The 19,756-nt window shown below is 70.0% G+C and carries 19 protein-coding genes; 11 read left to right on the forward strand and 8 right to left on the reverse strand.

What is annotated here, in order from left to right; translation table 11 throughout:
- The first annotated feature begins 229 nt into the window (after window positions 1-229).
- From ACQPYK_RS47310 to ACQPYK_RS47320, 3 genes are all read left to right on the forward strand, one after another.
- A complete protein-coding gene (locus ACQPYK_RS47310; protein ID WP_433247594.1) occupies window positions 230-535 on the forward strand; it encodes a hypothetical protein in 306 nt (101 codons plus the stop codon).
- A 233-nt stretch (window positions 536-768) separates the two neighbouring features.
- On the forward strand, window positions 769-1,173 hold the full coding sequence (locus ACQPYK_RS47315; protein WP_433247597.1) for a YbaB/EbfC family nucleoid-associated protein: 405 nt from the start codon (window positions 769-771) through the stop codon (window positions 1,171-1,173).
- A complete protein-coding gene (locus tag ACQPYK_RS47320) occupies window positions 1,157-8,044 on the forward strand; it encodes a hypothetical protein (RefSeq protein WP_433247600.1) in 6,888 nt (2,295 codons plus the stop codon). The genes ACQPYK_RS47315 and ACQPYK_RS47320 overlap by 17 nt, the downstream gene beginning before the upstream one ends.
- Before the next feature lie 337 nt (window positions 8,045-8,381).
- Here the strand turns inward: ACQPYK_RS47320 and ACQPYK_RS47325 are convergent, their stop codons facing one another.
- The gene (locus ACQPYK_RS47325; protein ID WP_433247603.1) at window positions 8,382-8,678 is read right to left on the reverse strand and encodes a hypothetical protein; all 297 of its coding nucleotides are present in this window, start codon (window positions 8,676-8,678) and stop codon (window positions 8,382-8,384) included.
- Between the two features lie 172 nt (window positions 8,679-8,850).
- On the opposite strand from ACQPYK_RS47325, the gene ACQPYK_RS47330 reads away from it, so the two are divergent.
- Complete coding sequence (locus ACQPYK_RS47330) at window positions 8,851-9,066, forward strand: hypothetical protein (RefSeq protein ID WP_433247605.1); 216 nt, start codon at window positions 8,851-8,853, stop codon at window positions 9,064-9,066.
- Between the two features lie 54 nt (window positions 9,067-9,120).
- Here ACQPYK_RS47330 and ACQPYK_RS47335 read toward each other — a convergent pair whose 3' ends face one another.
- The gene (locus tag ACQPYK_RS47335) at window positions 9,121-9,729 is read right to left on the reverse strand and encodes an NAD(P)-dependent oxidoreductase (protein WP_433247608.1); all 609 of its coding nucleotides are present in this window, start codon (window positions 9,727-9,729) and stop codon (window positions 9,121-9,123) included.
- A 201-nt stretch (window positions 9,730-9,930) separates the two neighbouring features.
- On the opposite strand from ACQPYK_RS47335, the gene ACQPYK_RS47340 reads away from it, so the two are divergent.
- Window positions 9,931-10,485: a CGNR zinc finger domain-containing protein gene (locus ACQPYK_RS47340; RefSeq protein WP_433247611.1), complete on the forward strand. Its 555-nt coding sequence runs from the start codon at window positions 9,931-9,933 to the stop codon at window positions 10,483-10,485.
- Between the two features lie 42 nt (window positions 10,486-10,527).
- Here ACQPYK_RS47340 and ACQPYK_RS47345 read toward each other — a convergent pair whose 3' ends face one another.
- Window positions 10,528-11,199, reverse strand: a complete 672-nt coding sequence (locus tag ACQPYK_RS47345; protein ID WP_433247614.1) for an MOSC domain-containing protein — start codon at window positions 11,197-11,199, stop codon at window positions 10,528-10,530.
- A gap of 126 nt (window positions 11,200-11,325) precedes the next feature.
- Here ACQPYK_RS47345 and ACQPYK_RS47350 point away from each other — a divergent pair, with 126 nt between their 5' ends.
- Window positions 11,326-11,742, forward strand: a complete 417-nt coding sequence (locus ACQPYK_RS47350) for an SRPBCC family protein (RefSeq protein ID WP_433247616.1) — start codon at window positions 11,326-11,328, stop codon at window positions 11,740-11,742.
- A 27-nt stretch (window positions 11,743-11,769) separates the two neighbouring features.
- A complete protein-coding gene (locus tag ACQPYK_RS47355) occupies window positions 11,770-12,180 on the forward strand; it encodes a MarR family winged helix-turn-helix transcriptional regulator (RefSeq protein ID WP_433247619.1) in 411 nt (136 codons plus the stop codon).
- 101 nt (window positions 12,181-12,281) lie between these two features.
- Here the strand turns inward: ACQPYK_RS47355 and ACQPYK_RS47360 are convergent, their stop codons facing one another.
- Window positions 12,282-13,160, reverse strand: a complete 879-nt coding sequence (locus ACQPYK_RS47360) for an SCO6745 family protein (protein WP_433247622.1) — start codon at window positions 13,158-13,160, stop codon at window positions 12,282-12,284.
- Window positions 13,161-13,199: 39 nt separating this feature from the next.
- On the opposite strand from ACQPYK_RS47360, the gene ACQPYK_RS47365 reads away from it, so the two are divergent.
- Window positions 13,200-13,865 carry a CGNR zinc finger domain-containing protein gene (locus tag ACQPYK_RS47365; protein WP_433247625.1) on the forward strand — a complete coding sequence of 222 codons (666 nt, stop codon included), beginning with the start codon at window positions 13,200-13,202 and terminating at the stop codon, window positions 13,863-13,865.
- A 106-nt stretch (window positions 13,866-13,971) separates the two neighbouring features.
- Here ACQPYK_RS47365 and ACQPYK_RS47370 read toward each other — a convergent pair whose 3' ends face one another.
- The 3 genes from ACQPYK_RS47370 to ACQPYK_RS47380 form a co-directional block, all read right to left on the reverse strand.
- Entirely contained in the window at window positions 13,972-14,811 is an 840-nt protein-coding gene (locus ACQPYK_RS47370) for a bifunctional 5,10-methylenetetrahydrofolate dehydrogenase/5,10-methenyltetrahydrofolate cyclohydrolase (RefSeq protein ID WP_433247628.1), read from the reverse strand.
- Complete coding sequence (locus tag ACQPYK_RS47375) at window positions 14,808-15,428, reverse strand: cyclodeaminase/cyclohydrolase family protein (RefSeq protein WP_433247631.1); 621 nt, start codon at window positions 15,426-15,428, stop codon at window positions 14,808-14,810. The genes ACQPYK_RS47370 and ACQPYK_RS47375 overlap by 4 nt, the downstream gene beginning before the upstream one ends.
- Window positions 15,429-15,502: 74 nt before the next feature.
- Window positions 15,503-16,405 (reverse strand): DMT family transporter, encoded by a 903-nt coding sequence (locus tag ACQPYK_RS47380; protein WP_433247634.1) that lies wholly within the window; start codon window positions 16,403-16,405, stop codon window positions 15,503-15,505.
- Between the two features lie 440 nt (window positions 16,406-16,845).
- Between ACQPYK_RS47380 and ACQPYK_RS47385 the strand changes: the two genes are divergently transcribed.
- The 3 genes from ACQPYK_RS47385 (at window position 16,846) to ACQPYK_RS47395 (ending at window position 18,739) form a co-directional block, all read left to right on the forward strand.
- Entirely contained in the window at window positions 16,846-17,139 is a 294-nt protein-coding gene (locus tag ACQPYK_RS47385) for a hypothetical protein (protein WP_433247637.1), read from the forward strand.
- A 179-nt stretch (window positions 17,140-17,318) separates the two neighbouring features.
- Window positions 17,319-18,206 carry a YihY/virulence factor BrkB family protein gene (locus ACQPYK_RS47390; RefSeq protein WP_433247640.1) on the forward strand — a complete coding sequence of 296 codons (888 nt, stop codon included), beginning with the start codon at window positions 17,319-17,321 and terminating at the stop codon, window positions 18,204-18,206.
- 203 nt (window positions 18,207-18,409) lie between these two features.
- Window positions 18,410-18,739 carry a DUF3140 domain-containing protein gene (locus tag ACQPYK_RS47395; protein ID WP_433247643.1) on the forward strand — a complete coding sequence of 110 codons (330 nt, stop codon included), beginning with the start codon at window positions 18,410-18,412 and terminating at the stop codon, window positions 18,737-18,739.
- Between the two features lie 69 nt (window positions 18,740-18,808).
- On the opposite strand, the gene ACQPYK_RS47400 is transcribed toward ACQPYK_RS47395, so the two are convergent.
- Window positions 18,809-19,711, reverse strand: a complete 903-nt coding sequence (locus tag ACQPYK_RS47400) for a hypothetical protein (RefSeq protein ID WP_433247646.1) — start codon at window positions 19,709-19,711, stop codon at window positions 18,809-18,811.
- Between the last annotated feature and the right edge of the window lie 45 nt (window positions 19,712-19,756).

The following is a 19,756-nucleotide window of genomic DNA, read 5'->3' on the forward strand; positions in this document are numbered from 1 at the left end:
TGCAGATGGGCTGCCCGACCTCTACGTGCCCCACGACGATTCCCTTCCCTAGGTCCTCGCGCAGGGTGCATGCCGTTTTCGCCGGTGGGCATCCCGATTTCCACCCGGTACGGCGTGACCCGCGGCCCGATTCCGATCGACCGGGGGGGAGCCGTCGTGGCGCGGCTCGATTCCCCGGAAAACCCGGGCCGATCTTCCTCGGATCCGAGCCGATCATTAGGGTTGTTCCATGGAATCCAACGGCTTCAGCTACAGCACCAGTCACCTGAACGGTCTGGCCGGCGGGATTCGTGACACGGCCATCGGCCTTTTCAACATGCACAACCGTTTCGAAGAGGTCGCGGAGTCCACGCGGGCCGCGCTCGGCGGGGACGAGTTCGCCCATAGTTACTGGGAGTCGGGCGGGAGGCGGCTGGCCGCCATCGGTGAGGCCCTGAACCTGTTGAAAAAGGCGGTGGGCGCGCAGGAGCCCAATGTCAGAGCGGCCTCCGCCACCTATCGGGCAAGCGATGAGGCCGGCACCATACGCGGATAACCAAAAATGAGAGATAACCCACGGCGCGATCGCCGGGGTGCGCCGCGCTCGGCTTGTCAATGTGCTGGTCAGACGCCAGTGGTCACGGACGTCACCATTCACGGCAACCGGACGTTAACGCGGGGGCGGCCAGAAGTTAACGCGAGGACGGCTGCACGTTCCTCTGAGGCGAACGATAATCCTGATGTGATCGAGACAGGGGTGATTCGTCTCATGGGGGTGTCAACGTGATCATGGACGAGCCCTGGACTGTGCTTGAAAAGCTCATCCAGGAGGTGAACCGGCAGACCGAGCAGGTCCAAAACATGCACGAGAAGGCCCGGGACATGTCCGCCTCGGCCACGTCGGAGGACGGCATGGTGACCGTCACCGTGGGGGCTCGCGGGGACGTACGCAAGATCGACTTTGATCCGCGGGTCTACCGGAAGCTGTCCCCGTCGGAGCTGTCAGCCACGCTCATCGAGCAGATCGGCGCGGCCACCCGGACGGTCTCCGGCGAGCTGAAGGAGACCATGCAGCCGCTCGCGCCGGCGGATCTCCCCTCTTTCGAAGACCTTTTCGGCGAGGGAGTCGACTTCCCGTCCTTCCTGGCACAGGCCATGACGCCGCGCCCGAAGGGTCGTGGAGAGCGCCCATGACGACGGCGCCCGCCACCTCGCCCGAGCGGCAGCACTCACTCTGATGGGGCTGAATCTCGACTTCGTCCCCGACCTGGTCAAAAGCGTGGCACCGGTCCTGGCCGGAGGGGCGTTCCCCGAGGTCGACGTCGACCGGGTCATGCGCGACGCGGACGCGCTGGACCAGATCGCCGCCATGATCTCCAAGATCGATGCCGAGGACGTCGACAAACTGCTCGCCGCCCTGCGCGGCCCCGGGTGGAAGGGCGAGGCGAAGAACGCCCTTCAGGCGGTGTTGGCGCAGCTCACCGGGGAGGCCTCGCGAGGCGACGTCTCGGGTCGGTCGCTGATGAAGCGGCTGGAGGATGCGATCCGGTCGGAGGCCGCGAACCTCCGCGAGTACGGCGTGCAGATGGAGCACACCCAGTGGATGATCTACGCGTCGCTGGCACTGCTCGCCCTCGCCATCGCGCGCCTGCTGGTATGGATCTACGTCAACGGCCCGGGCGTCCTCGCCGCGATCTACGAGCGCACCCTGCTCACGAAGATGTCGATCGAGGAGCTGAAGCGGCAGGTGCTCGCCAACATGGCGAGGTTCGCCAAGATCATGGGCGGCCTGGATTTCGGCGTGCAGACCGCGCAGGAAGGCTGGGGGCACCGGGAGCACTACGACGTCGGCTCTCTCCTGCTGTCCACGGGCAGCGGCGCCCTCACCGGCGCGGTGTTCACCGGGATGGATTTCGGCCTCAGCCGCCTGCTCGCGCAGGAAGTGCGATACGTCGCCTCGAGCGCCGAGCTGGCCCTGCGGGAGAAGGTGGCGGCGTTCGGGCAGGGCCTGTACGGGCGCGCCCTGATGGGCGGCATCGCGGGCACCGTGGGCAGCGTTCCCGGGCTCGCGATGAGCGGCCAGCTCGATTCGTCACATCTCTTCTACACCTTCGTCTCGGGAGTCGCGGGAGGCCTCGACGTCCCGGCCGGCGCCCGCTCCACCTACCATCCGATCGCCGTCGCCGAACTCGGCGGGCCCACTGCCGGGGATCGGTCCGGCTCGTACGGCACGCCGCCCCCCGACGGTGGCGGCCCCTTCCCGCCCCCCGGCGGTGGGGCGGGGCGCCGGCCGGATCTGGTGGTCAGCGGAGACGGAACCATCTACCAGGCACCGCACATGACGCCGGCCGAACACGGGCCCCCCGTTCAGCCGTCGCACACGACGCTGGCCGGTGTCGCGGAGCAGCCTCTCGTTCTTCTGGACCTTAACGGGCACGTCCTGGACGGTGGCCGCCCGGAGTCCCCGAGCGCGGTGACGCGGCACACCCCACCGGCCGAGTCGCTGCCCGGTCCGGTGCGCATCGACGCCGACACCGTGGTCTACCCGGCCGGCACGCACATTCCGGCGCCCCGAGGCGACGGTGGCCTGGGCAGGAGTGGCTTCGGAGAGGGAGACGGTTCCGGATCGAGACCCACCGGCTCCAGCGACCGGCCGACCGGTACGGGCGAGGTCGTGCGGCGCCAGGACTCACCGCCACCCGCCGTTCCCGGTGACACGGCGCACGGTGCCGCCGTGGTTCCCAGGCAGCCGAACGAGGTGGTCCCCAGGCAGTCGAGCGAGGTGGACCTCGCGGGCGGCCAGACTCAGACGACCGACACCGCCGCGCCACACCAGGCCAAGGCCCCGGCCCTCCCGGCACCACCGGCACCACCGGCACCGCCGGTGCCCCCGGCACCCCCGGCACCCCCGGCACCCCCGGCACCCCCGGCACCCCCGGCACCCCCGGCACCCCCGGCACCGCCGGTACCCCCGATGCCCCATGACGACCAGGCTCAGACGACCGACACCGCCGCGCCACACCAGGCCAAGGCCCCGGCCCTCCCGGCTCCCCCGCCGGTGCACCCTCCGGCACCGCCGGTGCCGCATGGCGACCAGGCCCGGACGACGGACACCGTTTCTTTGGCGGATCGGTCCGCTCCGCACTCCGTGGACGGGCAGGGGGAGACGCCAGGCGCTCCGCAGAGTCTGCCGCGCGGCCCCGAACGCACCGGCAGTTCCCCTGCCTCGCGCCCGACCATCGACGAACTCCTCAACCCGAACCAGGGCGGCCCGGTCCAGCTGATCACGCCGGAGAGGCCACCCGTCCGTTCCGCTCCGACCGGTGAGCTTCCTTCCCCCCAGCCGGAGCGGCCCTCCGGCGATTCCATGTCCCCGACCGGGAATTCCGGGAGGCCGGGCGAGGTGGCGACGATTCCGCCGGCCCAGCCGTCCACGATCAATCCGCCCCGATACGTTGAGATCGGCGCCGTCGGGGAGACGGCGCTGCACGAGGTCCGGCTCCCGGAGGATCCCGCGAGCGCGGCGCAGAAGTGGGTGGACGGCATCCCGGGCGATCTCAGCCCCGAGATCCGCACAAAGATCAAGACGTGGCTCACCGAACAACTGTCCAACGCCGATCGGGAGAAGTGGACCGATCTGCTGCAGAAGGGTGCAGCGCTGAGCGTCGGCGACGATGTGGTGTATCTGAAGCCGGAGCTGCGCGACTTCTCTCACGCGCCGACCCCCGGCGGCCCGCGCGACTACCCCGTCTCCTTCGGCGGTGACGGCGTGGAGAGCAAAAGCACCGGGTCCCGCCACTCCGAACAGAGCTCCGCCGTTGCGAAGGTGTGGGACACCACCGATGAGGTGGAGGCGCTCGCTCTGCCCGGCGTGGGGATCAGGCATTCGTCACGCACGAGCGACGCGAAGGGCGTCGACGTCATGAGCGGCCGCAAGCAGGTCGCCTTCAGCCACGACTTCTTCGACGCCGGGTTTTCGTTCGGGATCTACCGCAACGGCTCGGAGGTACCGTACGGCGCCGCCGTTCCCGACCTGTCCGTGGTCGTGCCCTTCCCCTCGGACTTCCGCCGCACGGGGCAGCTCACCAGCGGCGACGGGCCGCCGGCTCTCCCCCGGCACGAGGTCCCGTCCGACGCGGCCCAGCGAATACCGGACCACGGCGTCGTCATCACCGCGGTGGACACCACGCCGTTGATCCTGGAGGTGCAGCGCCAGCTGGTGGCGGCGGGCGTGCCGCCGCACCAGATCGTCAAGGTCATCGACCACCTCATGTCCACCGCGCTCAGCGAGCAGGCGATGAAGAACCGCAGCCAGTGGTTGCTGACGAGCGGATTCACCTCCGAGGCGGTGCGGTACAAGCCCTCCCGGCTGCGCTCCACCGAAGACTCCCTCCACATCACCTCCACCGTCCTGCGCATGGAGCCGGTGACGGGGAACAGGCCGGGGAGCAGGGAGATGCCGATCGAGACGCCCATCCGCAGCGACCTGGGGCGGCGTACGGTCGCGAACTCGACGAGCCAGGAAGGCAACGCGCTGAACGGCCTGGTCGGCCTGAAGGTCGACGTGGGCCACGCCGACAAGGTCGTCGCCAGGGTCGGCGCCAGTGGCAGGATCGGCAAGAACCACTCCGTGGGGACATCCGACACAGACGTGACGAAGGTAAATTTCATCGACAAGACCGACGTCGTTCTCTACGACGCGGTGGTGCGGCTCCACGTCACCTCGGAGAACATGGGCTCCTTCGACGTCGATGTGCGCATGGAGATGGCGCTGCCGGTGCGCGAGGCGGATGGGTTCGAGCGCGACGTCTTCGGCGAGGAGCTGACCCCCGTACAGGAGGAATTCGCCAACGTGCGGGATCAGCTCGCCGAACTGCGCGACGAGCTCGCGGAAGTGCGGGAGGAGTTCGGCATCCCGCACGCCGAACTCGTCCACCCACACGGCGAGAACGCGCCCGCGGTGTACGAGCCCCATCCGCAGGAACCGTTGATGCTGGCCGCCGGACGCGGACCGGGACTGGGCACACCGGCCCGCCTGACGGGAAGCGAGCACCTCGTCACGGGGCTCCAGCGTGCCCTCGCCGAGGCCGCGCCCGGACTTCCACCGTCCGCGCTACGACAGGTCCTCCAGGATCTCAACGCACATTTCGGCCGTCCCGCCCTGGAAGCCGACCTCACCCATCTCCTGAACGGGATCGACTACAGGACCACCGTCAGCGGCCACCACATCGAGGTCTCGGTCCGCGGCACCCTCGACACGCTGCAGGGGGTCGAAGAGTACAACCTGACGGTGAACGACCGCAGGACCGTGGGGGCCGCGCTGAACACCGGATGGACGACCGTCAAGGCGGCCGGTTTCGAGGTCTCCGGCAACCTGCGATTCCAGGTGGCCGTGAAAGAAGTGTTCGGGATCAAGCTTCCCAAGTTGGGAATCGACTTCCCCAAGATGCTGACCAGGGCGATGGCGGGATCCACCGACAAGACGGCCTTCGCGTCCGGTCACAGTGTCTACCGCCGGACCGAGACCGAAGGTACGGTCAGCGTGTTCAAACGGGCGGTTCCCATCGAGGTGGAACTGCATGTCACGAAGAAGGGCGAGGAGACCGTGGACGTCTCCTGGCGGGTGGACGGCAGCACGGCGGAGATCGTGGTGCCTCACCAGCACGTCCCGGAGCAACCGGTGAGTGCGCAGGACGCGGCTGGTGTGGGCCGCATCGAGCCCCTGGACCGCCGTCCCGACGACGTGCTCGACCTCAACGAGCATCCCGCCGGTGTGCTCCGCATCGGCGCCATGCCCGACCTGGCCCTGGAGCTGGCCAAGGCGCACGCCGAGTGGACCGGACTGCCGTCGCCGCAGGGGCGTCGAGACGTTCCGGCCGAGATCCTGGATCTCACCCGGCCCTCCTCCCTGGAGGCGAACATCGGTGAGCTCACCTCGCCGGACGGCATGACGATCGAGCTGCCTCCGCACGAGGGCTATAACCAGGCGCTGCGCGTGAAGGTCCACATGGCCGGCCTGGAACACACCACGTCGGGCTCGGAGGTGGAGTACGAGCACTACAGGAGCGCCAACTCCAGGGTCATCACCGGCAAGGGCCACACGAGGGGCCTGGAGGGGCAGGCGATGATCGGGGGGCGCGCCGCCCTGGGCGATTCCGAGGGAGGCGGGACCGAGCACAAGCTCGTGGCGATGGCCGCGGCGACCTACTCGGCCGGGCGAACTTCAAACGAGAGTGCCTACGCCGGTGGCTCGGACGTCGCCCGGGCCACCTACGGCGCCGAGTCACACTGGTACCGCGGCGACCTGGTCGTGGAGGTGACCCCGATCCGGTGGAAGGGGGACTCGGTCGAGCAGGGCCCGACCACCGGTCTCCGGGTGGAGAAGATCGTGGACTTCATGACGCCGGACCAGGTGGCACGGCACCTCGGACTGGAGCGCCCTGCCCCCACCGAGACCACCGAAGCTCCGGCCCCCACCAAGGGCGCCGAAGACCCGGCCCCCAACGAGACCGTCGAGACGCGACCCCGCGCCTACGTCGCCCCCGAACTGGCGATGAGCTCGGCGTACGTCGAGCATCTCGGCGCGAGGAACGTGCTCCCGGAGCTCGTCAAGATGTTCCAGGAGCAGCGCCTCCTGTTCGAGGGTGAGGAGCACACGACAAGTCCGGTCATGCAGGCCCTGCGTTCCCAGTACAGCGAACAGGCCCTGTCGGCGAACCTGTTGTCGCTCCGTACCGGGGTGACGGCCTGGCTCCCCATCGAGCGTGGCCGTGGTTTCACCGACTACGTAGGAGTCCGGGTAAAGGCCGTGGTGCTGGACGGAGCGCACACCGCGGAACGTCCCGACGTCAAGCTCATGCTCCGCAGCGAGGGCCTCAGCGGCGACGGAACCATGCAGGAGGCCGGTTCCAGCCATGGAGCCAGAGCGCTCGCGCGCTACGGCAGTTATGGCGAAGACACCATCTCCGGAGCCGAGATGTCGGCCAGGAACACCTCCGCCTCCGGAACCTCGGACGTCCACGGCCGCAATGTGAAAGAGATCGACCGGGTTCAGACCTCCGACCCCTCGCACGAGTTCACCCACCCCGTCCGGTTCGAGATCGAGGTGGTGCGCAGTCAGGAGCCGCCACCCGGCTTGGAGCATCTGAACCGCGGGGCACGCAACGCCACGCACAAATGGGCCGAGCTGACCGGTAACGACGCGGCCGAGAGATTCTGGTACAAGCATCATGCGGCGTCGACGTCCACTCGGATGGTGGACGGCGAGCTCCGCCTGATCGTGCCCGAACACGTCACCGTTCCGGTCGCCGAGGGCACACCGGTCACGGCGCAGACGGTCGTCGCGGGCGAGGCGCCACGCTGGTCGAAGCCTGTCACGCCGCTCAAGGTGAACGCGACGCTGGGCGAAGTCGCCAATCAGGTCGCCTTTCCGGCGGCCTCCCTGATCGAGCAGTGGGCCCCGGTCGCCGCCCTGCCGCCGAAACTTCAGGGGCCGGTGCCCCGGCTGTCCGACCGCCCCCTCGGATACGAGCTCAGCCGTCCATCCGGCATGCTCCTCGACGAGGCCGGCAGCCCGAGGACGACGCGCGCCAACCTGAAGGCACTGCTCGCGCACGAATACGTGATCCCCGGTCTCGGAAAGGTCGGAATCCAGGTCCACCGGGCCGAACCGGTCGCCGAGGCGTCGGTCAAGCAGCGCGTGTACAGCCAGACGACGGAAAGCACCGGCCATGGCCACTACGGCGACAGCGAGCGCGACCGCCATGCGGGCGCATCCGGTGCCCCGTCCTCCGCAGGCGTCGTGGGCATCGCCGGCGCCGGCACGGGACGGGGATCCGGTGAGGAGCTGGGGTCGCGCAACAGCAACATCCGCGAGCGCAACCTGGAGGCGAAGACCACGACCACGTACTACCGATGTGCCGTCACCCTCGTCCTCCACGGCGAGGTAAGAGACTTGCTGCTCGACGTCCCCGACGGGCTGTACATACGGCTCTCGGCCGATGCCGTCGAGCGGCTCAACCGGGAGCGTCCCGGGTTCATCATCAGCGCCGAGCGCGTCTCATGAGCCGTTCAGGGCGTGTGCGGCGGGCCGGAGGCCGCTCATCTCCGGCGGTGGCGAGTGCTTGGACTCCCTCCATGCGCCGGGCGGCCGCGGCACCACTCCTCCACGCCGTCGGCCTGCTCACGGGGATGGTGACCGGTCTCGTCGAGCTCGGCTGGATCTGCGTCGCCGGCATGGTCGGTCCCGGCCGCACCCTGTCGGCAACATTGCGAGATTCCTCCGTGTCACTTGCGAAAAACCACCATCCCGAACGATCAAGGAGGACATGTCCCGGCCCTCGGGCGGTGGGCGGCAGGACCGCCCACCGGCACGGGGTCAGGGCCCGCTCCGCGGGGAGCCGTCACAGATCCTCGTCACGTATCACGTCGAGATCCATGTAACGCGGCGGCTTGTCGCACAACTCCCGCATGTGATGGGCCAGCTTGTCGGTCTGCGGCATGCCGCTGTTGCGCATCGCGTCCTCGTAGGAGGGGAACTCGACGATGGCGACGTAGTGGTCGGGCCGGGTGTGATCGCGCGTGAGGGTGGTGTGGGTGACCGTCCTCTCACCTCCGGTCGAGTCCCGCCATTCGTCCATCAGGCGTTGGACGTCCTGCTCCTTGGCGGTGTCGAACTCGATGACCTGTATGAAGCTCATGAGGCCCTCCTTACTCGCGCCCACTACTAACCGACTTCACCCCCGCCGGCGGGCGCGGGCAAGCGGGATCGGGTCAACGGGCGAGCAGGATCGGGTCAAAACACACCAGTCTTCGCATGACTCGGCGGCGTCCCCGGTCCGGGACCTCCGCGTCGGCGTCTCAGTCGCCCCGGTGGCGTCGTCCCGGCGCTTCCACGAAAGCCCCGAGCAGGCGCGCGAACTCCCGCCGGTCGTGCTCCGGCCAGCCGCGCATCGCCGTACCGAAGACCTCGCACCGGAAGCGGTGGACCTGGTCGGCCTGCGCGCCGCCGAGATCGGTGAGCTCCAGGGTGCTGCGGCGGCCGGTGACCGCGGGCGACCAGTGATCGCGGGCGGCCGGTGGCCGTGACAGCCGATGATCGCGGGCAGGCGGTGATCGCGGGCAGGCGGTGATCGCGGGCGGCTAGTAACCGGCCGTGAAGCGCTCTCGGACGAAGGCGCCCCTATCCAGGGTGTCGATGGCGGCGGCGGCGAAATCCGGCACCGTGATCCGGGTGTCGGCGCCGCCGATCGGGGTGTCACCGGCCTTGACCCGATAGGCGCCGGTGCGCTCACCCTCGACGAGGTAGACCGGGGGCGGGCTGGCGTAGGACCAGTCCAGCGCGTCCCCCTCGGCGCGGAGCAGTTCGAGGGCCTCGCCTTGGGCACGGGCCTCGGCCAGATATTCCTTCGGGAAGTTCGGGCTGTCGACGAACCGCTGCCCGGGGGCGTGCTCCAGACTGCCGCCGCCGCCCACGACCAGCAGCCGCCTCACCCCGATGCCGGGCAGCAGGTCGATCAGGTTCCGGACCGCCGCCGGCACGGTCTCGGGTCCTTTCACCGCCAGCACCACCGCGTCGTGCCCGTCCAGCACCCCCGCGATCGCCTCGCGGTCGAGCACATCGGCGTTGACCCCGTTCCCCAGCGAGGAGGCGTCCCTGGCGATGGCGGTGACCTCATGGCCTCGCTCACGGGCCTCACGAACGACGGCCGACCCGATATGGCCACTGGCTCCGATGACTGCGATCTTCATTTGCGTCCTTTCTCGTACCTGGAGGAAGTCCGCGACGGAGGGCGATCCGCGGAACCTTCGCCTCACGTGCGAGATGCCCGGATGTCGGCCGGGAACAACTCCGTCCGGGCGTGTCCGTCCAGAACATCTCTTCCACCAGGGAGGAGAATCAGCCGCGACCTCACCTTCTAATGTGTTACAAAGTTAAAGTACCATTAGGTCATGGACTCACCCCTGACCGGCGAACCGCTCGCCCTCGACCTGATCAACACCTTGGGCGGCCCTCCCGACGGCCCCGTGGACCACCTGGCCACGGTCGACACGCTGAGGGGCTGGCTGCGGGCACAGGCCCACCGGCTCCCCCAGCCCGAGGCGCCGCTGACCGACACCGACCTGGTCGCCGTCCGGGATCTACGCAAGGCCGTCGATACGGTGATCGACCACGTCCGACGGGGAGCCGAGCCGCCCGTCTCGGCGCTGCGCGCGCTGAGCGAGGCGGACCGGCTGGCCCCGCCGTACCGGAGTCTGGGCTGGGAGGACGGCCAGGTGGTCGTCAGCGCCGAGCGGACGGGTGACTACCGGTCCACACTGGTCGCCGCGCTCGCGAGCGCGGCGATCGACCTGCTGGCCGGCCCCGTCGTCTCCGTGCGCTCGTGCGAGGGACCCGGCTGCCGCATGCTCTTCCTGCCCGCCCACCCCCGGCGCCGCTGGTGCTCCCCCGACCTGTGCGGCAACCGGGTCCGGGTCGCGCGCTACTACCAGCGCCACAGGTCCTGACCCGTCGGGCGCCACGGATCACGACCCGTCGGCCGCCACGGATCAGGCGTCCTGGGCCTGCCTCCCCAGCCGCTTGCGCACCTTCACCGCGAAGTACGGGTTGAGCGCGTCGCCGGCGTCGAGCACCCGCGGCAGCAGTTCGGCCTCGCTCGTCAGGGCGCGGAAGAGGAACTCGATCGTCACCTCGTGGTCCGGCCGGTGGACGATCTCGATGCCGTCGCCCGCCCGGATCTCTCCGGGTTCGATGACCCGAAGATAGGCGCCGGGCCGCGCGGCCCGGGTGAACCGCTTGACCCATCCCTTCTCCTCCAGCCAGCCGGCGAACGTGCGGCAGGGAATGCGGGCCGAGGTGACTTCGAGGATCAGGTGCGCCCCGATTCGCCACCGCTCCCCGACCAGGGCTCCGCCGACGTCGAGACCGGAGGTGGTGAGGTTCTCGCCGAAGCACCCGTTGGACAGCTTCCGCCCCAGCTCACCCTCCCAGGCGTCGAGGTCCTCACGCGCGTAGGCGTAGACCGCCTGGTGGTCGCCGCCGTGATCCCGCAGGTCGCACACGGTGTCCCCGGCGACACCGCTGCCCGCCGTTCCCATCGGCCCGGGAGCGGCCACGGCGATCGGACCGTCGGCGGGGCGTTTGTCGATCCCGGTGAAGTCCATGTCGGTGTAGTCGGCGGAGTGCGGGCGGGCGAGGTTCACAGAAAGAAGCCGAGACATAATTTTCACCTTATAAGGGGCATAAGCGACCTCCTACGCGATGAGTCATCGATGACCCGCGAAGTCGTTGACAGATAGTCCATGCGCAGATAATCTCCGCGTAGTTCATCTGAGAAGGAGAGAGCCATGTGGGAGTACGAGTACAGCGTGGAGACCACCGCCGCCCCGGACACGCTCTGGCGCCACTGGTCCGACATGGCGGCGTGGCCCCGGTGGAACGACGGCATCGAGAAGATCGAGATCGACGGCCCGTTCGCCGTCGGCACCGGGTTCACGATGACCCCGCCCGGGGACGATCCCATCCGGATGCGCATCACGGAGATCGTGCGGGGTGAGCTGTTCGTCGACGAGATGGACGCGGGTGACTTCGTGGTGCGCACCGTGCACCGGCTGGAGCGGCCGCAGGAGGGGCGGACACGAGTGGTCTACCGGACGGAGATCACCGGACCGGCCGCCGACCAGGTCGGCCCGGAGCTCGGCCCGGCGATCACCGCGGACTTCCCCGAGGTGGTCGCCGCGCTGGTGAAGCTGGCCGAGGGCTGAGCCGTGGCGGCCGATCCCGAGGAGAGCATGGGCTTTCTGCTGTGGCATGTCACGCTGCGCTGGCAGCGTGACATCGCCGCCGTCCTGGCTCCACTGGACCTGACCCATGTGCAGTTCGTCCTGCTCGCGACCACCTGGTGGCTGAACTCCCGAGGAGAGGACCCCAACCAGCTCAGCCTGGCCAGGCAGGCCGGCACCGACGTGAAGATGACCTCGCAGGTGCTGCGCAAGCTTGAGGACAAGGCCCTCGTCCGGCGCGAGGTCGATCCCGCCGACACCCGGGCCAAGAGGCTGAGGGTCACCGACCGCGGCGCCGAGCTGGCCCAGCGGGCGATCGTCGCCGTGGAGGCCGCCGACGCGGCGTTCTTCCGGGCGACCCCCGATCCCGCCGCCCTGCTGACGACGCTGCGCTCGCTCGCCGCGCGCGACGACCGCTAGAGCGTCAAGACGACAGCTAGAGCGTCGATCGGCCTCGATTCCCGAGGCCTCGATTCCCGAAAAGACATCCGGGAGCGCCCTCACCGCCGGTCACCGCCTCCTCATTCGGGTGCCCGCACGCTGCCGATGCCCAGCGTGCTGACCGCCGGCAGCATCCCCGACTCGAACACCGCGCCCAGGAGAGGCCGGTTGAGCAGGGCCAGCCTCTCGGCCGCCTCGGCCCCGAGTGCGCGCCACGGCCCGGCGGCCAGCTCGTCGGTGGTCCGCTCGACCCGGTCACGCAGTGCCCGGCCCGCCGGGGTGGCGGCGCCGTCCGCGTCGAGCAGGCCACGGGTGGCCAGGCGGTCGTGGGCCGCCGCCCACTCCTCGGCCGTCCAGCCACGGCCGGCGAAGTTGCCCACCGGCGCGGCGCCGACCGCGGCGAACGAGACCAGCGCCTCGCAGGCGTCCAGGTCCGCGGTCGCCAGGGCGGCGAGGTGCCCGTCGCCCCTGTGCTCACGCAGCACGACATAGGCCTGCCACAGTGCCAGGTGCGGCTCTTCGGGCCAGGGCAGGTCGAGGTTGGCGGCGGCCAGGGGCCGATGGGCGACCGTGACGCTCTCCGCGGCCCTGACCGCCAGTTCGGCGGCTTCAACGATCTCGGGCGTGGCGATCCTGTCGCCGAGGAGGGCGCGAAGGGTGCGGTCCATCGCCCGCAACCGGGCCTGGAGCACCTGGCCGGGCTGCGCCGTGGCCCAGACGCCCGGCACGTACTCGGCGATCATCGCCGGGCTGAAGCTGTAGTAGGTGGCGGCCACCAGCTTCGGTCCGGCGGCGCCGAGCGGCGCCGTACGCCAGGCGAAGTAGCTCGGCCAGCGCGATTCGACGTCATAGCCGAGCCGCTCCGCCTCCTCGAACGCCTCCGGGGAGTAGTAGATCGTCGCGTGCACCGGCTCGATCTGGTGCCACATCTGCCGTGCCAGCGTGGGAAATCCCGACATCACACACCTCAAACATCACTGTCTATGTAAGATACGACAGTGACTTTAGATCCATGGAGAATCACTGGTCAATCCCAGATAGACAGTTATGTCGGCAGCAGGGTCGAGTTGGCCGTGCTCGTGGTGAACCTCCTCGCCGTCACCTCGGCACACGGCCGCCAGGTCAGACCGCCGGCCACGGGGGCCGAACGGCTGGCCGCGATCAACGAGGAGACGGTCACGACCGGCGGCACTCCGCGCGCCCTCACCACCACCGACGCCGACCAACTGGCCGGGATCGCCGCCGAACTGCGCCCGGTGTTCGGCGCGGGCGACGCCCTCGCCGACGCGGCGGCCACGCTCAACGACCTGCTGGTACGGCACGCCGCCGTACCCAACCTGCACGGCAGCCCCGACCGGCCCCACACGCTGGCCTTCCACCGGGCCGATGCGACGCGGGTGGACGCGTGGGCGGCCGACATGGGCACGGCGCTGGCCATGGTCGTCGGCGTCGGCCAGGCCGCCCGGCTCGGCGTCTGCCAGGCCGACGGGTGCGACCTGGTCTTCTTCGACACCACCCGCAACGCCTCGCGCAGATTCTGCGACCTGTCATGTCAGAACCGGGCCAAGGCCAGCGCCTATCGCGCCCGTACCAGACAGCAGGCCACCCGCCGATCGGCACGGACCACCGCGGAACATCCCGGCCCGGACACCATGGAGCGGTAGACGACATCCAGCGGACCCGGACGGCTCGCCGGGCCGGATGACGAGCCGGGGAAGGGCGCGGCAACTTGCGGCCCGCGCCCCGCCCATGCCCCACCAGCGCGATGGCCTACCTCCGGGCGGCCCGCACGGTGTGCTGCAGCAGCAGGGCGGTGGTCACCGGCCCCACCCCGCCGGGCACCGGCGTCAGCGCGCCGGCGCGCTCCGCCGCCGCCGAGTCGACGTCGCCGACGAGGCCGCCGTCCTCGGTGGGGTTCGTGCCCACGTCCACCACCACGGCTCCCGGCTTGACGTGCTCGGCGGTGATGAGCCCCGCCCGGCCGACGGCCGCGACCACGATGTCGCCCGCCGAGGCCACCGCGGCCAGGTCGGCGGTGCGCGAATGGCACACCGTCACGGTGGCGTTGCGGTCCAGCAGCAGGTGGGCCGCGGGCTTGCCGACGACCGTGGAACGTCCGACCACGACCGCGTGGCGGCCGGCGAGCTCCACCCCGTGGTGTTCCAGGATCCGCACCACCGCCTCGGCGGTCGCCGGAGCGAAGGCGGGAAGCCCGGCGGCCAGGCGACCGAGCGAGAGCGGATTGGCCCCGTCGACGTCCTTGGCGGGGATGATGGCGGAGGCGAGATCCTCGAGTTTCGCGCCGCCGGGAAGCGGGGTCTGCAGGATGATCCCGCTCACGTGGTCGTCGGCGCTCAGCGATTCCAGGCTCCGCTGGATCGTCGCGGCCGACGCCTCCGGCCCCAGGTCCACGACCTCGCACGCGATGCCCGCCCTGCTCGCCGCGTTCACGATCGAGCGCACGTACCAGGCGCTGGACTCGTCCGCGGTGGCCGTGACCACGGCGAGTTTCGGGGGACGGCCGGCGGCCGTGAGCTCGGCGGCCCGTTCGGCGGTGTCCGCCCGGATGGCGGCGGCGAGGTCCTTGCCGGACAGGGGTCGCGCGCTCATCGGTTGATCTCCTCGCGCACGGCGGCGGTGACCCTCTCGGCCCTGGCCGCGATCTCGTCCACCCCGGCCGCCCGGCCGGCCAGCTCGGCGCGGACCCGCTCGTCCTTGATACCGGCGAGGTTGATCTCGACGTTGACCCGCGCGGTGGTGGCCGCGGCGCGGGCGGCCTCCGCGGCGGCGGCGACGTCGGTGACGACGTTACGGTTGCCGACGGGCAGCAGTTCCTCGGCGAGTTCGACCAGCCGGCGCGCCAGATCGATGGTCCGGGCCGGGGGCTCGGCGGCGGCGGCCAGCGCCCCGGCGATCGCCGCCGAGCGGGCGGCCTTCTCCTCGTCGGTGTCCTTGGGCATCCGGTAGGAGTCGGCCACGGCGGTGAACGCCGCCGCGTCGTCCTCGGCGAGTTGAAGGGCGCGCTCGCGGAGCGTGTCGGCCTCGGCGAGAATGCGGCCGATCACCCGCTCGTGCTCGGCGTGTTTCGGGCCGTCGCTGTAGCGGGCCACCATGCCCAGCAGCGCGGCGGCCTGGGCGCCGTGCAGGGCCGCCGAGGCGCCCCCGCCCGGCGCGGGAACCCGGTCGGCCAACCGGTCCAGGAAACCACTGATCGTCTGGTCGCGCATCCACGCCTCCCCGAGTCGTCCGGGAGGCCGAGGCGAACCGCGGCCACCCGTTGATCACCTAGTGGACCGCCACGTTACCGGGCCGGCGTCTTCCCCCCTCCACGGGAGACGGCCACACCGGCCAGGCAGAGCAGGCCGCCGGCGAGGGTCAGCCAGGCGGGGACCTCGCCGAGGACGATCCAGGCCATCAGCACCACCAGCGCGGGAACGACGTAGGTCGTGGCGCCCATCTTGCCGGCGGTGGTGCGGGCCAGCGCGTAGGCCCAAGTGGTGAACGCCAGAGCGGTCGGGAAGATGCCGAGGTAGACGACGTTCAGCGTCGCCGGCAGCGGGGCCGCGGCGACCTGCGACACCAGCTGGCCCGCGAACGGCAGGCAGCCCACCGTCCCGACGAAACAGCCGAAGGTGGTGACCTGCAACGCCGAGGCGTGCTTCAGCGCGGGCTTCTGGCAGACCACGCCACCGGCGTACGCCACGGCCGCGAGCAGGCAGAGCAGGACACCGAGGATCGACGCGCGCCCGCCGTCGGACATCGAGATGCCCACCACCACGGCGCCGGCGAACGACACCGCCATCCCCGCCAGCAGGCGGGACGGGAACCCCTCCTTGAGCAGCCAGCCGCCAAGGAGCGCGATCACCATCGGACCGATGTTGACGACCATCGCCGCGGTTCCCGCGTCCACTTCCTGCTCGCCCCAGTTCAGGACGACCATGTAGAGGCCGAACCACAGGATTCCCGAGCCCACGATGCCAGGCCAGGCGGCACGCGGCGGCAGCCCTCCGCCTCGCGCCAGCCAGATGGCACCGAGCACCACCGAACCCGCCAGCAGCCGCCCCAGGGCGAGGGCGCCGGGAGTGAAGTACTGCGCGGCGCTGCGGATGGCGACGAAGGCCGAGGCCCACAACAGCACGGTGATACCCGCCGCCACGATTGCCCGGCGGTCCACACGAGCCTCAGTGGTGATGATTTGGTTCATATGCGACACCTTAGGGGTCGGACGTTTCGCCGTATACCGAACTTTTCCTCTCAAAACTGCACCGCTCACCTGGGAAAAGGCCGGACGACGGAGGCGCCGGAGGAATCCCCGGGTTGGGGGCGTGGAGGCGGGGTAAGGCAGTTCGCCCGGACAGCCGGGGCCGGTCGGCGGTCTGTCCGGCACCTCGTCCGACTCTCGATTCCCGCCCGCGTCGGGCGTCCGGGCCCGGCGACCGGGGCCGGACGCCATTCGCGGCACCGTCCGTGACACTGCCCTTGACACCGTCCGCGCCGCTTTCCCGCCGGAGCGGCGGCGAATTCAAGGGCCCTGACCTCCGGAACGAAAGAAGTTTCTCCCTCTTTCTGCTTGTTTGCGTATGTATCGGATTGTCGAGGGTAGCGCCGACCCCAAGCGAAGATGCATAACCTTTGGAGGCATCGGTGAGTGAATTTCCGATCGGGGCGGGGGAGCGCCCAGACTCAAGCGGGCAGGCCCGGACGACGACCGAACGAGCCGGGGCGGCCGCGGGGGAAGTAGCCGAAACCGCCAAAGGCCGGACGCAGGTGGTGGCCAGGGAGGCCAGGCAGCAGGCGCAGCACGTGGTGGGGCAGCTGCGCGACCGCGTCAACGAGCAGGCGCGGCACCAGAGCCGGCCAGGACGCCAAGGACACCGCCCAGCGCGCGACCAGTCGCGGCAGGTGACCTCCTCCGACCGTTCATCCTTCGGCTCCTAGCCGTTACCGGCAGCGCCGCCGTCCCCGTCACAGGCGGGGACGGCGGCGGCTTCATCCAGAGATGGTGCGCCATGTCACATCACGACAGTGAACGTTCAGTAGTCAGTCCCGGTGGCGGCGCGGAGAACGAAGCGGCGCCCGAGAGCCCGACCGAACTGCCGAAGAGGTCGTGGTGGGACGTGCTCAAACGCACCGCCAAGGAGTTCCAGGAGGACGATCTCACCGACTGGGCCGCCGCGCTCACCTACTACGCGGTGCTGTCGATCTTCCCTGCGCTGCTGGCCGTGATCTCCGTCCTCGGGCTCTTCGGCCAGTCGGCCACCCAGTCGCTCATCGACAACCTGGGCGCCGTGGCCCCCGGCCCGGCTCGGCAGACCCTCAACAGCGTGCTACAGGCCCTGCAGAGCAGCCAGCGGGCGGCCGGAATCGCCGCGATCATGGGTATCGCCATCGCGCTGTGGTCCGCCTCGGGCTACGTGGGGGCGTTCATGCGAGCCGCCAACGTCATGTACGAGATGCCCGAGGGCCGGCCCATCTGGAAGACGCTGCCGCTGCGCCTGGCCATCACCGCCGTCCTGGTGATCCTGATGGCGATCGGCTCGGTCTCCGTCGTCTTCACCGGCGGGCTCGCCGAACAGGCCGGAAAGGTCCTCGGGATCGGCGAGACCGGACTCACCATCTGGGGCATCGTCAAGTGGCCGATCCTGGTGATCATCGTGGCGCTGGTCCTGGCCCTGCTGTACTGGGCCGCGCCCAACGTCGAGCACCCCGGATTCCGCTGGATCACCCCCGGCAGCATGCTCGCCGTCGTGCTGTGGATCGTCGCGTCCGCCGCGTTCGGGTTCTACGTCGCCAACTTCGGCTCCTACAGCAAGACCTACGCCGCCCTCGCCGGCGTCATCGTCTTCCTGATCTGGTTGTGGATCACCAACATCGCCGTGCTGCTCGGGGTCGAGTTCGACGCCGAACTCGCCCGCGAGCGCGCCATCGAGGCGGGCCGGCCGGCCGACGAGGAGCCTTACGTCGAGCCCCGCGACACCCGCAATTTCGACGACCACAAGCGCTAGCCGGTACGGCCTCGCGGCAGGGGTCGCCCCCGCGCCGCGAAGCCGTACCGGTAGCTCGGAGACATGGCGCCTGATGTCTGTTTCGGCGAGCTGGGTAGGTACGGGGGTGAGTCACAACCGGAGCGGGGACGAGCCGGCCGTCGGCGATGGCGGCGGCGAGAGCGCCGCGCGCAGACCACCGGCGCCACGGAGGAAGAACTGACATGACCGAAGACAGGGAGCAGATCGCCGTGGACTTCCACCAGGCGGTCAACATGACGGCCGGCGAACTGGAGAGCTGGCTGGACACGCCCGAGTCCAAGGGTGTCGGGGACAAGTCCGGCGGCGGCGAGTCGATCGGCCACGAGTCCGGCCGCCGGATCACGGTGATCCTCCGCAAGGACAAGGGCGACCTGTCCGACGACGACTATGCCCACATGCGGCAGGTGACCGGTTACGTCCGGCGCCATCTCGCACAGCGTCCCTCGGGCGACGTCCAGGACGCCCCGTGGAGATACTCCCTGATGAACTGGGGACACGACCCGCTCAGATAGGCGTCCGCCGGTGGCGCGGGGTCCCGGCGCACGAGGCCTCCCGTCGCCTGCCCGGGTCCGCGCCGGGCCTCAGCCCACCGCCTCGCCGAACTCGCGATTCACCCGCAGATCGATCTCCCGCTTCTTGGGCATGTAGACGGCGTAGAAGTCCTTACCGCACTCCAGGTCGTCGAGCGCGGCCTTGACCTCCCTGACGAGGTACGGCCGGGCCTGGGCGGGGGTGAGATCGGGCGGGTTGCCGTCCTTTCCCCGGGGGAACTTCTTCTCCTCCGCCCAGAACGCCTGCCAGCCGCGTTCCGCCAGCGTGGTCGGCTTGAGCGAGGTCACCGGATACCCTTTGGCCTTCAGGCAGTCGCCGAAGGACGCCGCCGGCTCGACGAGCCTGGGATCGCCGTCGAGTTCGCGTTCCTTGAGCTGCTTGGCCTTCGCCTGGCGCTGCTGGAAGTAGCCCATCGCCCCACCGAACTTCCCCCCGACGGGCACCTCCTTGTGCAGCACCTCCTTGAGGGCCTTGCCGAAACAGCCCTCTTCGGCCTTCTTGTAGGCGCCGAACTGCGTGCTGTTGAGCGCTCCCAGGACGCGGCTGTTGGGATCGGGGACGAGCGCCTCCACGACCAGGGCGCCCGACGCCGGGTCGTCGGGGTAGACGTGGGCGGCGAAGACCTGGAAGCCGTACTTCGCTCGCAACTTCCTCATCGCCGCGTAGTCGCCCTCATCCGACTTCCGCTCGGTCTCGGTCCGCTTCTGCGGCTGCGGGACGAACGGGATGTAGGTGAAGCCCTTCTGCTTCATGCAGTCGGCCTTGACCTGCTGGATCCGCCGATCCTCCGGCGTCCCCGCGCCCTGCTCGGGGGCGGCGGACTTCGAGACGGCGGACCCGGCGGCGGATTCGGGGGCGGATTCGGGGGCGGCCTGCGAGCCGCATCCGGCGAGCACGGCCAGCGACAGGGCGGCGGTGACGGCGGTTCTCATGGGCATGGGTCTGGCGGACATGGTTCTTCGCTCCAGTCAGTTGGA

Source organism: Streptosporangium sp. CA-135522 (assembly GCF_050949235.1).
Taxonomy (GTDB): Bacteria; Actinomycetota; Actinomycetes; order Streptosporangiales; family Streptosporangiaceae; genus Streptosporangium.